The sequence below is a fragment of the Kitasatospora sp. NPDC097605 genome, assembly GCF_040302725.1.
Lineage (GTDB): Bacteria > Actinomycetota > Actinomycetes > Streptomycetales > Streptomycetaceae > Kitasatospora.
This window is the reverse complement of sequence record NZ_JBEOSF010000046.1, coordinates 37,574-50,770: the sequence shown is the minus strand read 5'-3', so window position 1 is coordinate 50,770 and position 13,197 is coordinate 37,574. Positions and strand designations below refer to the sequence as shown.

Genomic DNA, 13,197 nt, shown 5'->3' with positions numbered 1-13,197 from the left:
GAGCCGATCCTTTCACGCCGCGCCCGCCGGTACGGTCAAGGCCATGACCTCCGCCGACCCCGATCCACTGCCGGGCACCGACACCCGGGAGGCCGTCCGCCCCCGGGTGACCTGCCGCCGCTGCCACCGCCCGCTGCACGACCCGGAGTCGCGCATCCTCCGCCTCGGCCCCGAGTGCCGCGACCCGGCCGAGCGCGTGACCCGGCACGACGTCGACCAGGACCCGCTGCCCGGGCTGGACTAGGAAGATCCACCCCGCGGCGTGACCGGGATCACTGTTTCCAAATACTCCGTACTGCGTATAGTGTACTGCGTACGGGAAAACAGTCCGACGAGAGGATTCACCGGACATGCAGATCACTTCCTCCGCCGTTTCGCTCACCGTCGAGGACGTCGAGGCGTCCGCGTCGTTCCTGCGGGAGCACTTCGGGTTCACCGAGCAGATGGCCGCGGACGGGTTCGTCTCCCTCGGGCACGACAGCGCCGGGGTCAGCGTCGTCTTCCTGAAGAAGGGGATCGAGGTCCTGCCGGAGGGCTTCCGCGACCAGGTCGCCGCCGGGCTGATCCTGGCCTTCGTGGTCGGCGACGTGGCCGCCGAGGAGGCGCGACTGCGGGCCGCCGGGGTGGAGGTCACCATGGCGCTGCGCGAGGAGCCCTGGGGCGAGACGCTCTTCCAGGTCACCGACCCCAACGGGGTCGTGGTCCAGCTGGTGGAGTGGGCCGGGCAGCGGTAGCGACGGGAAGGCGGCGCCCCCGGCCGGAAGGGCCGGGGGCGCCGCCGCGTTCGTCGGACGTCGGACCGGACGGGCTCAGTCGACCGTCCAGGTGTCGCCGCCGGTGAGCAGCGCGGCCAGGTCGCCCTCGCCGCGGTCGGCGGCGGCGGTGGCCAGCTGGCCGGCCATCAGCTCGTCGTACACCGGGCGGCGGACGGCACGCAGCACGCCGATCGGGGTGTGGTGCAGGGTGTCCGCGTCGGCGATCCGGGAGAGCGCGAACGCGGTGGCCGGGCCGGCCGCGTGGGCGTCGTGGACCAGCACCGCGGACTCGTTCTCCGCCGTGACGGCGTCGACGAACAGCTCGCCGTCGGCGCCGCGGAAGACGCCCCGGGCGCGGTCCGCGCCGAAGCGCACCGGCTGCCCGTGCTCCAGCCGGATCAGCGCCTCGTCCCGGGTGCCGGCGTCCTTGAGCACCTCGAAGGCGCCGTCGTTGAAGATGTTGCAGTTCTGGTAGATCTCGACCAGCGCGGTGCCCTCGTGCTCGGCCGCCGCCCGCAGCACCGACTGGAGGTGCTGGCGGTCGGAGTCGACGGTCCGGGCGACGAAGGTGGCCTCCGCGCCGATGGCCAGCGAGAGCGGGTTGAACGGGGCGTCCAGCGAGCCCATCGGCGTGGACTTGGTGATCTTCCCGAGTTCACTGGTCGGCGAGTACTGGCCCTTGGTCAGGCCGTAGATACGGTTGTTGAACAGCAGGATCTTCAGATTCACATTGCGGCGCAGCGCGTGGATCAGATGGTTGCCGCCGATCGACAGCGCGTCGCCGTCGCCGGTCACCACCCAGACGCTGAGGTCCCGCCGGGAGGTCGCCAGCCCGGTGGCGATCGCCGGGGCGCGGCCGTGGATCGAGTGCACCCCGTAGGTGTTCATGTAGTACGGGAACCGCGACGAGCAGCCGATACCGGAGACGAAGACGGTGTTCTCCCGTCTGATCCCCAGCTCCGGCATGAACGCCTGTACCGCGGCCAGGATCGCGTAGTCACCGCAGCCGGGGCACCAGCGCACCTCCTGGTCGGTCTTGAACTCCTTGGCGCTCTGCGGCGCCTCGGCCTTCGGGACCAGCTTCAAGGAGGGGAACTTCTCGCTCATCGGTTGTCCTCCTCGTCCAGGGTGCCGATCGCCGCCCACAGCACGTCCGCCAACTGCGCCGCCTTGAAGGGAAGTCCGCGCACCTGGTTGTAGGACTCCGCGTCCACCAGGTACTTGGCGCGCAGCAGCAGCGCCAGCTGGCCGAGGTTCATCTCGGGCACGATGATCTTGTCGTAACTCCGCAGCACCGTCCCGAGGTCGGCCGGGAACGGGTTGAGGTTGCGCAGGTGCGCCTGGGCGATCTCGCCGCCGTCCGCCCGGACCCGGCGGACCGCCGCGGTGATCGGGCCGTACGTCGAACCCCAGCCGAGCACCAGCACCCTGGCCTCGCCGGAGGGGTCGTCGACCACCGTGTCGGGCACCGCGATGCCGTCCACCTTGGCCTGCCGGGTGCGGACCATGAAGTCGTGGTTGGCCGGGTCGTAGGAGATGTTGCCGGTGCCGTCCTGCTTCTCGATGCCGCCGATCCGGTGCTCCAGGCCGGCCGTGCCGGGCAGCGCCCACGGGCGGGCCAGCGTCCGGGGATCGCGCAGATAGGGCCAGAACGCGCCGTCCTCGCGGTTCGGGGCGGTGGCGAAGTCCGGGTCGATCTCCGGAAGTTCGTCGACCTCCGGGATCCGCCAGGGCTCCGAGCCGTTGGCCAGGTAGCCGTCCGAGAGCAGGAAGACCGGGGTGCGGTAGGTGACCGCGATGCGGGCCGCCTCCAGCGCCGCGTCGAAGCACTCGGCCGGGGTGGCCGGGGCCACGATCGGCACCGGGGCCTCGCCGTTGCGGCCGAACATCGCCTGCAGCAGGTCGGCCTGCTCGGTCTTGGTCGGCAGGCCGGTGGACGGACCGCCGCGCTGGATGTCCACCACCAGCAGCGGGAGTTCGAGCGAGACGGCCAGGCCGATGGTCTCGCTCTTGAGCGCCACGCCGGGGCCGGAGGTGGTGGTCACGCCGAGCGCGCCGCCGAAGGCCGCGCCGAGCGCCGCGCCGATGCCGGCGATCTCGTCCTCGGCCTGGAAGGTGCGCACGCCGAAGTTCTTGTGCCGGCTGAGCTCGTGCAGGATGTCGGAGGCCGGGGTGATCGGGTAGGAGCCCAGGTAGAGCGGCAGTCCGGAGCGCCGGGCGGCGGCGATCAGGCCGTAGGAAAGCGCCAGGTTGCCGGAGATGTTGCGGTAGCGGCCCGGCGGCAGCTTGGCCGGCGGCACCTCGTAGGAGACCGCGAAGGTCTCGGTGGTCTCGCCGAAGTTCCAGCCGGCCCGGAAGGCGTTGATGTTGGCCTCGGCGATCAACGGCTTCTTGGCGAACTTGGTGCGCAGGAAGGACTCGGTGCCGCGGGTCGGGCGGTGGTACATCCAGGAGAGCAGGCCCAGCGCGAACATGTTCTTGGCCCGCTCGGCGTCCTTGCGGGCGAGTCCGCTGTCCTTGAGCGCCTCCAGGGTCAGCGTGGTGAGCGGCACCTTGTGCAGGTGGTAGCCCTGCAGCGAGCCGTCCGCCAGCGGGTCCGCGCCGTAGCCGACCTTGGCCAGCGCGCGCTTGGTGAACTCGTCGGTGTTGACGATGATCTCCGCGCCGCGCGGCAGGTCGGGGAGGTTGGCCTTGAGGGCGGCCGGGTTCATCGCCACCAGGACGTTGGGCGCGTCCCCCGGGGTCAGGATGTCGTGGTCGGCGAAGTGGAGTTGGAAGGACGAGACGCCCGGCAGGGTTCCGGCGGGGGCGCGGATCTCGGCCGGGAAGTTGGGCAGGGTGGAGAGGTCGTTGCCGAAGGACGCCGTCTCCGAGGTGAAGCGGTCGCCGGTGAGCTGCATGCCGTCGCCGGAGTCCCCGGCGAACCTGATGATCACCCGGTCCAGCCTGCGGATCGGTTTGGCGCCCCGGTGCTGCGGACCGACCGGCACGGCAGGGCCGGAGCTGCCCCCGCCGGGCCCGGAGCGGCCCTCGTCGCCGTCCGAGCCGTCCACTGCTTCTGACTGATCGACCTGACTGGTCACTGCCGCGGACCTCCTCGTGGGCACCAGCCGCGGGCGTGAGCCGTGTGCCCCGTCCGCCTGGTGCACCTCTCGCATCCTATGCGGGTAAGGATTGCCTTGGACGGAACTCCCCGATGCGGCGGAAAATCACCGCCGCACCCTCGAAAAACGCCGTGAACGACCGGTTTGGGTCCGCGGATGGACGGTTCGGTTCGAGTGCGAACACCCGCTCCGAAGGGTGCGGCGGCGAGCCGGTCAGGAATTCAGATAAGTGAGCACCGCGAGGACCCGGCGGTGGTCCCCGGGGCTCTGCGCGAGCCCCAGCTTCAGGAAGATGTTGCTGACGTGCTTCTCCACCGCGCCCTCGGAGACCACCAGCTGCTTGGCCACCGCGGTGTTGGTCCGGCCCTCCGCCATCAGCCCCAGCACCTCGCGCTCGCGCGGGGTCAGCCCGGCCAGCACGTCGCCCTTGCGGCTGCGGCTCAGCAGCTGCTGGACGACCTCCGGGTCCAGCGCGGTGCCGCCCTCGGCGACCCGGACCACCGCGTCCACGAACTCGCGGACCTCGGCGACCCGGTCCTTCAGCAGGTAGCCGACGCCGCGGGTGGAACCGGCCAGTAGTTCGGAGGCGTAGCGCTCCTCGACGAACTGTGACAGCACGAGCACACCGAGTTCCGGATACAGGCCACGCAGGGTGACGCAGGCGCGCAGGCCCTCGTCGGTGTGGGAGGGGGGCATCCGCACATCGGAGACCACCACATCGGGCAGCGCGCCGTCGGCGGCCAGGTCGTGGATGGTCTTGATCAGCGCGTCGCCGTCCCCGACACCGGCCACCACCTCCAGGCCGCGGTCGGTGAGCAGCCGGGTCAGGCCCTCCCGCAGCAGTACGGAGTCCTCGGCGATGACGACGCGAAGCATGGCGGCCTTCCGGATGGGCGGAGGTGCGGACACGGTGCTGACGGGTGTCAGTCTCCCCCATCCGCACGCCCCTCGGGACCACGGGCGGCGATTCGCCCCGCCCGCTCCGGGCGGGGCGCCGGGCCGTCACATGGTGCGGATGGCCACCGTGTCGCAGAGCGCCTGCAGCGCGTCCTTGGCCGGGCCGTCCGGGAGCGGGTCCAGCAGCGCCCGGGCCTCCTCGGCGTGCCGCAGGGTCTCCCGGCGGGCGTGCTCCAGCGCCGGGTGGCGGCGCAGCAGGTGCAGCGCCTCGGCGTGCAGCTCGTCGTCGGCGAGGTCCTTGCGGAGCAGCTCGCGCAGCCGGGCGTCGGCCGGATCGGCCGGGTCGGCGGGCATCTGGCGCAGCAGCAGGGTCGGCAGCGTCTCCACGCCCTCGCGCAGGTCGGTGCCGGGGGTCTTGCCGGACTCGTGGCCGTCGCTGGCGATGTCCAGCACGTCGTCGGCCAGCTGGAAGGCGATGCCGATCCGCTCGCCGAAGGCGCTGAGGATGTCGATCACCCACGGCTCGGCGCCGGCCGCCAGTGCTCCTATCCGGCAGGAGACGGCGATCAGCGAGCCGGTCTTGCCGGCCAGCACGTTCAGGTAGTGGTCGAGCGGGTCGTCCTCCGGGCCGGGGCCGGCGGTCTCCAGGATCTGACCGGTGACCAGCCGCTCGAACGCGTCGGCCTGCAGCCGGACGGCCTCCGGGCCGAGGTCGGCGAGCACCTGGGAGGCGCGGGAGAAGAGGAAGTCGCCGGTCAGGATGGCGACCGAGTTGTCCCAGCGCGAGTTGGCGCTGGGGGCGCCGCGCCGCACCGGGGCCTCGTCCATGACGTCGTCGTGGTAGAGCGTGGCGAGGTGGGTGAGCTCGACGACCACGGCGGCCGGGATCACCCCGGGCGCGTTGGCGTCGCCGAACTGGGCGGCGAGCAGCACCAGCAGCGGGCGGAAGCGCTTGCCGCCGGCCTCCATCAGGTGGCTGGCGGTGACGGTGATGAACGGGACGTCACTCTTCACGGCGTCGGTGAGCGCGATCTCCACCGCGTCCATCCCGGCCTGGACGTCGCGGGTCAGATCGCGGTCCTGCACGCTGAGCCCAAAGGGTCCCACGACGGTCACGAAGACCACTCCTCTGTCCCTGGTCGATCTAGCGGCCCGGTCCCTGAGTGCCGCCGCTGGCCATACAGGCAGGGTATCCGGTCGCGAGTGGATCACTGCACGGGCGTGCGGCTCTGTCATGCCCGGGGCGTCCCCGCTGGCCAGCACGGATACCCGAACGGCGCGTCCGGGCCGCGCGGGCGGGCGCGACCCGGACGGTCGTGGGAGCATGCGGCCCGGCCGCCGCGGGTGCGGTCGGCCGGGCCGTCGGCGGACGGTCAGCCGGCGAAGAACACGGCCTTCGAGGCGAGGTCCAGGAAGTACTGCGGCAGCAGTCCGAGGCCCACCGTGACCAGGACACCGAGGCCGATCGCGGTCGCCGTGAAGGCGCTCGGGATGACGACGGTCGGGCCGCCCGGCTGCGGGTCGGAGAAGAACATCAGCACGATGACCCGGATGTAGAAGAACGCCGCCACCGCCGAGCTGAGCACGCCCACGATCACCAGCGGGGTGGCCCCGCCGGCCGCCGCGGCCTGGAAGACCGCGAACTTCCCGGTGAACCCGGAGGTCAGCGGGATGCCCGCGAAGGCCAGCAGGAAGAGCGCGAACACCGCCGCGACCAGCGGGGAGCGCCGGCCCAGGCCCGCCCAGCTGGACAGGTGGGTGGCCTCGCCCTTGGAGTCGCGCACCAGGGTGACCACGGCGAACGCGCCGAGCGTCACGAAGGAGTACGCCAGCAGGTAGAACAGCACCGAGCCGACGCCCTGCCGGTTGCTGGCGATCACCCCTGTGAGGATGAAGCCGGCGTGCGCGATCGAGGAGTAGGCGAGCAGCCGCTTGACGTCCTGCTGGGTGACGGCGAGGACCGCGCCGACCACCATGGTGAGGATCGCCACACCCCAGAGCACCGGCCGCCAGTCCAGCCGCAGCGCCGGGAAGGCCACGTAGAACAGCCGCAGCACGGCGCCGAACGCGGCCACCTTGGTCGCCGCCGCCATGAAGCCGGTGACCGGGGTCGGCGCGCCCTGGTAGACGTCCGGGGTCCAGGAGTGGAACGGCACCGCGCCGACCTTGAAGAGCAGGCCGACCGACAGCATCGCCAGGCCCACCAGCAGCAGCGCGTCGTTCTGGGTCGAGGAGACCAGCGCCGGGGTGAGCAGCGCGTTGCCGGAGATGACGTCGGCGATCTCGCCGAGCCGCACGCTGCCCGCGAAGCCGTACAGCAGCGCGGTGCCGAACAGGAAGAACGCCGACGCGAAGGCGCCGAGCAGGAAGTACTTGACCGCCGCCTCCTGGGAGAGCAGCCGGCGGCGCCGGGCCAGCGCGCAGAGCAGGTAGAGCGGGAGGGAGAAGACCTCCAGCGCGACGAACATGGTCAGCAGGTCGTTGGCGGCCGGGAACAGCAGCATGCCGCCGACCGCGAACATGGTGAGCGGGAAGACCTCGCTGGTGGTGAAGCCGGCCCGGATCGCGCCGCGCTCCTGCTCGCCGCCGGGGGTGGCGGAGGCCTGGGCGGCGAACGCGTCGGCCGGCGCTCCCCCGGCCTTGGGCTCCAGCCGGCGCTCGGCGTAGGTCAGCACCGCGACCACCGAGACCAGCAGGATGACGCCCTGGAGGAAGAGCGTCGGACCGTCCAGGGCGACCGAGCCCATCGCGACCGCGTCGACCTTGGTGGTCCCGTGGCCCTGGGCGGCGAGCACCACGACGGCGACGAACGCGCCGGCCAGGCCGGTCAGCGCGGTCACCACCTGGGCCCAGTGCCGCAGCCGCCGGGGCAGGAAGGCCTCCAGCAGGATGCCGACCACGGCGGCGCCGAACACCACCAGCATCGGCGAGAGTTGGCCGTACTCGATGTGCGGCGCGGGGATGCTCTGGGTACCGCCGCCGGCGGCGGCGAGCCATCCGGTGCTCACTTGTGCTCACCTCCTGAGCGGGCGGTCCCGTCCTGGGCGGTCCCGTGGTCGGCGACCGGGTGGGCCGGCGCCGGGTCGGTCTGGTGGATCTGCGAGAGGGTCGCGTTCACCGAGGGGTTGACCAGGTCGGTGAGCGGCTTCGGGTAGACGCCGAGCAGCACGGTGAGCGCCACCAGCGGGGCCACCACCGCGAGTTCGCGGGCCTTGAGGTCCGTGATGCCGCTGACGCCCTCCTTGACCGGGCCGGTCATGGTGCGCTGGTAGAGCAGCAGGGCGTACAGCGCGGCGAGCACGATGCCGAGGGTGGCGACGATGCCGACCGCGGGGTACCGGGTGAAGGTGCCGACCAGGACGAGGAACTCGCTGACGAAGGGCGCCAGTCCGGGCAGCGAGAGGGTGGCCAGGCCGCCGATGAGGAAGGTGCCGGCGAGCACCGGGGCGACCTTCTGCACCCCGCCGTAGTCGGCGATCAGCCGGGAGCCGCGGCGGGAGATCAGGAAGCCCGCCACCAGCATCCACGCGGCGGTGGAGATGCCGTGGTTGACCATGTAGAGGGTGGCTCCGCTCTGGCCCTGGCTGGTCAGCGCGAAGATGCCCATGATGATGAAGCCGAAGTGCGAGATCGAGGCGTAGGCGACCAGCCGCTTGATGTCCTTCTGGCCGATGGCCAGCAGCGCGCCGTAGATGATCCCGATCACCGAGAGGACCAGGATCGCCGGGGCGAAGGTCTTCGAGGCGTCCGGGAACAGGCCGAGGCAGAAACGGAGCATCGCGAAGGTGCCGACCTTGTCGACCACCGCGGTGATCAGCACCGCGGTGCCGGCGGTGGCCTCGCCCATCGCGTTCGGCAGCCAGGTGTGCAGCGGCCAGAGCGGGGCCTTGACCGCGAAGGCGAAGAAGAAGCCGAGGAACAGCGCCTTCTCGGCCGGGCCGCTGAACTGGAGCCGGCCGTCGGCCACCGCGCCGGTGAGCGTCGGCAGGTCGAAGGTGGCCAGGCCCTGGTCCTGGGCGACCACGTACAGCCCGATCACGGCGGCCAGCATGACCAGGCCGCCGAGCAGGTTGTACAGCAGGAACTTGACCGCCGCGTAGGAACGCTGACGGTCGGACTCGGGGCCGCCCGCCCGGTCCCCGAAGCCGCCGATGAGGAAGTACATCGGGATCAGCATGGCTTCGAAGAAGACGTAGAAGACGAAGACGTCGGTGGCGTAGAAGGAGACGATCACCATCGCCTCCACCGCCAGGACCAGGGCGAAGAAGCCCTGGGTGCGGCGCCGGTTCTCGAACGTTCCCTCGGGGGCGGACGCGGGCGCGGGGGCCGCCGGGTCGGCGTCGTGCCAGGAGGCGAGCAGCACGACCGGCACCAGGACGGCCGTGAGCAGGGCGAGGACGGCGCCGATGCCGTCCACGCCGAGCGAGAAGGTGATGCCGAAGGAGCGGATCCAGCTGTAGGACTCGGTCAGCTGGTAGCGCGCGCCCTCCGGGTCGAACCGCACGGCGACCGCGCCGGCCAGCGCCAGGGTGGCGGCGGAGAAGCCCAGCGCCGCCGTCTTGGCGGTCCGCCGCCGGGCCTCGGTGGTCCCGGCCGGCAGGGCGGCGGTGACCACCGCCCCGGCCGCCGGGACCGCGCAGGTGGCGGTGAGGAGGACGCTCATGCCTCGGCCTCCTGACGACGTGTGTAATCCGAGTGCATCAGACGGACCTCATCAGGAGAGTCGTGGCGACCAGCACCAGCGTGCCGCCGAACATGGAGAGCGCGTACGTGCGCACATGGCCGTTCTGGATCCTCCGCAGCCGGCTGGAGACGCCGCCGATGGTGGCGGCCAGGCCGTTGACGAAGCCGTCCAGGCCGCGGCTGTCGAAGTAGACCAGGGCGGCGGTGAGCGCCGAGCCGGGGCGGACCAGGACGGCGTGGTTGAAGTCGTCCTGGAGGAGGTCCCGGCGGGCGGCCCGGGTGAGCGGCGAGCCGTAGGGCGGCACCACCGGGACCGCGGAGCGCCCGTACACCAGGTACGACAGCGCGACGCCGGCCACCATGCAGGCGCTGGTGAGCAGGGTGACCACCAGCGGGGCGAGCGGGGAGTTCCCCTCCTCGTGGCCGGTGACCGGCTCCAGCCAGTGCAGGAAGGAGCTGTTGAACGCGAACAGCCCGCCGGCGAACACCGAGCCGACCGCCAGCAGGATCATCGGGACGGTCATGGTGCGTGGGGACTCGTGCGGGTGCGGCTCGTGGCCCTCGGCGTCCGGCTGCCAGCGCTTCTCGCCGAAGAAGGTCAGGATCATCACCCGGGTCATGTAGAACGCGGTGACGGCGGCGCCGGTCAGGGCGCACAGGCCGAGGATCCAGCCCTCGGTGCCGCCCTTGGCGAACGCCGCCTCGATGATCTTGTCCTTGGAGAAGAAGCCGGACAGGCCCGGGAAGCCGATGATGGCCAGGTAGCCGAGGCCGAAGGTGACGAAGGTGACCGGCATGTACTTCCGCAGGCCGCCGTAGTGACGCATGTTCACCTCGTCGTTCATGCCGTGCATGACCGACCCGGCGCCGAGGAACAGCCCGGCCTTGAAGAAGCCGTGGGTCACCAGGTGCATGATCGCGAAGGCGTAGCCGATCGGGCCGAGGCCGGCCGCGAGGATCATGTAGCCGATCTGCGACATGGTCGAGCCGGCCAGCGCCTTCTTGATGTCGTCCTTGGCGCAACCGACGATCGCACCGAAGAGCAGGGTGACCGCGCCGACCACCACGACGGCGGTCTGGGCGTCCGGCGCCAGGTTGAAGATCGCCCCGGAGCGGGTGATCAGGTAGACGCCGGCGGTGACCATGGTGGCCGCGTGGATCAGCGCGGAGACCGGGGTCGGGCCCTCCATCGCGTCCCCGAGCCAGGACTGCAGCGGCACCTGCGCGGACTTGCCGCAGGCGGCGAGCAGCAGCATCAGGCCGATCGCGGTCAGCTTGCCCTCGCTCGCGCTGTCCGCCGTGGCGAAGACCGGCTCGAAGGCGAAGGAGCCGAACTCGACGAACATCAGCATGATCGCGATGGACAGGCCCAGGTCGCCGACGCGGTTGACGATGAACGCCTTCTTGGCGGCCGTCGCGGCGCTCGGCTTGTGCTGCCAGAAGCCGATCAGCAGGTACGAGGCGAGGCCCACGCCCTCCCAACCGAAGTACAGCAGCAGGTAGTTGTCGGCGACCACCAGCAGCAGCATGGCGGCCAGGAAGAGGTTCAGATAGGCGAAGAACCGGCGCCGGCGCTCGTCGTGCGCCATGTAGCCCACCGAGTAGAGGTGGATCAGCGTGCCGACGCCGGTGATCAGCAGGACGAAGGTCATCGAGAGCTGGTCGAGCCGGAACGAGACGTCGGCCTGGAAGCCGTTCACCGGGATCCAGCTGAACAGGTGCTCGGTGACGGCGCGTTCCTCGGCGTCCCGGCCCAGCATGGACGAGAACAGCGCGAGGCCGAAGCCGAAGGACAGTGCGGCGAGCGCGGTGGCCAGCCAGTGGCCGAACCGGTCGAAGGCCCGGCCGCCGAGCAGCAGCAGGGCGGCGCCGGCCAGCGGAGCCGCGACCAGCAGCGGAATGAGAGAGTTCACCGAGGCCCTCCGCCTACAGCTTCATCAGGTTGCTGTCGTCGACCGAAGCGGAGTGCCTGGTCCGGAAGATCGAGACGATGATCGCGAGGCCCACCACGACCTCGGCCGCCGCGACCACCATGGTGAAGAACGCGATGATCTGGCCGTCCAGGTTGCCGTGCATCCGGGAGAAGGTGACCAGCGCCAGGTTGGAGGCGTTGAGCATCAGCTCGACGCACATGAACAGGACGATCGCGTTCCGCCGGATCAGCACGCCGGAGGCGCCGATGGTGAACAACAGGGCGGAGAGATAGAGGTAGTTGACCGGATTCACTCCGCCCCCTCCTCGTCGTGGTCGGACGCCGGGCGGTTCGCCGGCGCCGGGTGGTTCGCGGCCACCGGCTCCAGCGCCTGGCGCGGGCCGGTCACCGGCGGGCGCTCGGACGGCGGGCGGCCCAGCCAGTCGGCGGTGGTGGACTCCAGCTCGGCCATCCGGGCCAGCATCTCCTGGCTGACGTCACGGATCTGGCCGCGCTCGCGCAGGGTCGCCATCACCGAGTCCTCGGCGATCGAGCCGTCCGGCAGCAGGCCCGGGATGTCCACCGCGTTGTGCCGGGCGTAGACGCCGGGCGCGGGCAGCGGCGGGACCTGCAGGTTGTCCGCGACCCGCTGGGCGGCCAGCTCGCGCTGGGTCTTCGGGGCCGTCACGTGCTCGCGGTGGGTCAGCACCATGGCGCCGATCGCGGCCGTGATCAGCAGCGCGCCGGTGACCTCGAAGGACCACACGTACTTGGTGAAGATCAGCCGGGCCAGGCCCTGGACGTTGCCCTCGGCGTTGGCCTCGGAGAGGCCCGCGAAGGTGTCCAGCTTGGCGTTGGCGATCCCGGCGACCAGCAGCACGCCGAAGCCGAGCCCGCAGAGCACGGCGGCGAACCGCTGGCCCTTCAGCTGCTCCTTCAGCGAGTCCGCGCTGGTCACGCCGACCAGCATCACCACGAACAGGAAGAGCATCATGATCGCGCCGGTGTAGACGACGATCTGCACCACGCCCAGGAACACCGCGCCCTGGGCCATGTAACAGACCGCCAGGGCGAGCATGGTGGCGGCCAGGCAGAGCGCGCTGTGCACCGCCTTCCTCATCAGCAGCATGCCCAGCGCGCCGCCGACGGCGACCACCGCGAGCACCCAGAACTGGACGGCCTCGCCGGTGGACGTCGCGCCGGAGACGGCGGCGAGGGCGGCGGGGGCGGCCGTCACGACTGCGCCTCCTTCTCCCGCTCGGTGCGTTCCTGGAGCTCGGTGCCCGGCGCCGCCGCGGTGATCTCGCCCCGGTAGTACGCGCCCTCGTCGGCGCCCGGGAAGATCGCGTGCGGGGTGTCGACCATGCCCTCGGAGAGGCCGACCAGCAGCTGCTCCTTGGTGAAGATGAGGTCCTTGCGGGAGGAGTCCGCGAGCTCGTACTCGTTGGTCATGGTGAGCGCCCGGGTCGGGCAGGCCTCGATGCACAGGCCGCACAGGATGCAGCGGGCGTAGTTGATCTGGTACACCGCGCCGTACCGCTCACCGGGCGAGTAGCGCTCCTCCTCCCGGTTGTCCGCGCCCTCGACGTAGATCGCGTCGGCCGGGCAGGCCCAGGCGCACAGCTCGCAGCCGATGCACTTCTCCAGGCCGTCCGGGTGCCGGTTCAGCTGGTGGCGGCCGTGGAAACGCGGGGCGGTGGGCTTCTTCTGCTCCGGGTACTGCTCGGTGAGCCGCTTCTTGAACATGGCCTTGAAGGTCACGCCGAAGCCGGCGGCCGGTCCGAGGATGGACGGCTTCTCGGCCCGCTCGGGCCGGTCGGTCCGGGGGTTCTGGTCGGACGACATC

The 13,197-nt window shown here is 71.2% G+C and carries 12 protein-coding genes; 2 read left to right on the top strand and 10 right to left on the bottom strand.

Annotated features, from left to right (window positions below; all coding sequences use genetic code 11):
* Positions 1–43 precede the first annotated feature (43 nt).
* Positions 44–244: a DUF6011 domain-containing protein gene (locus tag ABTX81_RS34325; RefSeq protein WP_350553836.1), complete on the top strand. Its 201-nt coding sequence runs from the start codon at positions 44–46 to the stop codon at positions 242–244.
* Positions 245–350: 106 nt separating this feature from the next.
* A complete protein-coding gene (locus tag ABTX81_RS34320) occupies positions 351–734 on the top strand; it encodes a VOC family protein (RefSeq protein WP_350553834.1) in 384 nt (127 codons plus the stop codon).
* Positions 735–809: 75 nt separating this feature from the next.
* Here ABTX81_RS34320 and ABTX81_RS34315 read toward each other — a convergent pair whose 3' ends face one another.
* From ABTX81_RS34315 to nuoI, 10 genes are all read right to left on the bottom strand, one after another.
* Entirely contained in the window at positions 810–1,862 is a 1,053-nt protein-coding gene (locus ABTX81_RS34315) for a 2-oxoacid:ferredoxin oxidoreductase subunit beta (protein WP_350553832.1), read from the bottom strand.
* Positions 1,859–3,745 carry a 2-oxoacid:acceptor oxidoreductase subunit alpha gene (locus ABTX81_RS34310; protein WP_502892923.1) on the bottom strand — a complete coding sequence of 629 codons (1,887 nt, stop codon included), beginning with the start codon at positions 3,743–3,745 and terminating at the stop codon, positions 1,859–1,861. Before ABTX81_RS34310 ends, ABTX81_RS34315 begins: the two co-directional genes overlap by 4 nt.
* 327 nt (positions 3,746–4,072) lie before the next feature.
* Complete coding sequence (locus ABTX81_RS34305) at positions 4,073–4,735, bottom strand: response regulator transcription factor (protein ID WP_350553828.1); 663 nt, start codon at positions 4,733–4,735, stop codon at positions 4,073–4,075.
* A gap of 126 nt (positions 4,736–4,861) precedes the next feature.
* Positions 4,862–5,872: a polyprenyl synthetase family protein gene (locus ABTX81_RS34300; RefSeq protein ID WP_350553826.1), complete on the bottom strand. Its 1,011-nt coding sequence runs from the start codon at positions 5,870–5,872 to the stop codon at positions 4,862–4,864.
* 257 nt (positions 5,873–6,129) lie between these two features.
* Entirely contained in the window at positions 6,130–7,764 is a 1,635-nt protein-coding gene (nuoN, locus tag ABTX81_RS34295; protein ID WP_350553824.1) for an NADH-quinone oxidoreductase subunit NuoN, read from the bottom strand.
* Positions 7,761–9,419 (bottom strand): NADH-quinone oxidoreductase subunit M, encoded by a 1,659-nt coding sequence (locus tag ABTX81_RS34290; protein ID WP_350553822.1) that lies wholly within the window; start codon positions 9,417–9,419, stop codon positions 7,761–7,763. Before ABTX81_RS34290 ends, nuoN begins: the two co-directional genes overlap by 4 nt.
* 37 nt (positions 9,420–9,456) lie before the next feature.
* Positions 9,457–11,352: an NADH-quinone oxidoreductase subunit L gene (gene nuoL / locus ABTX81_RS34285; protein ID WP_350553820.1), complete on the bottom strand. Its 1,896-nt coding sequence runs from the start codon at positions 11,350–11,352 to the stop codon at positions 9,457–9,459.
* A 13-nt stretch (positions 11,353–11,365) separates the two neighbouring features.
* Positions 11,366–11,665: an NADH-quinone oxidoreductase subunit NuoK gene (gene nuoK, locus ABTX81_RS34280; RefSeq protein WP_030300898.1), complete on the bottom strand. Its 300-nt coding sequence runs from the start codon at positions 11,663–11,665 to the stop codon at positions 11,366–11,368.
* Positions 11,662–12,588, bottom strand: coding sequence for an NADH-quinone oxidoreductase subunit J (locus tag ABTX81_RS34275; protein WP_350553818.1), 927 nt, complete (start codon positions 12,586–12,588; stop codon positions 11,662–11,664). Before ABTX81_RS34275 ends, nuoK begins: the two co-directional genes overlap by 4 nt.
* Entirely contained in the window at positions 12,585–13,196 is a 612-nt protein-coding gene (gene nuoI / locus ABTX81_RS34270; RefSeq protein ID WP_350553816.1) for an NADH-quinone oxidoreductase subunit NuoI, read from the bottom strand. The genes ABTX81_RS34275 and nuoI overlap by 4 nt, the downstream gene beginning before the upstream one ends.
* Position 13,197 lies beyond the last annotated feature (1 nt).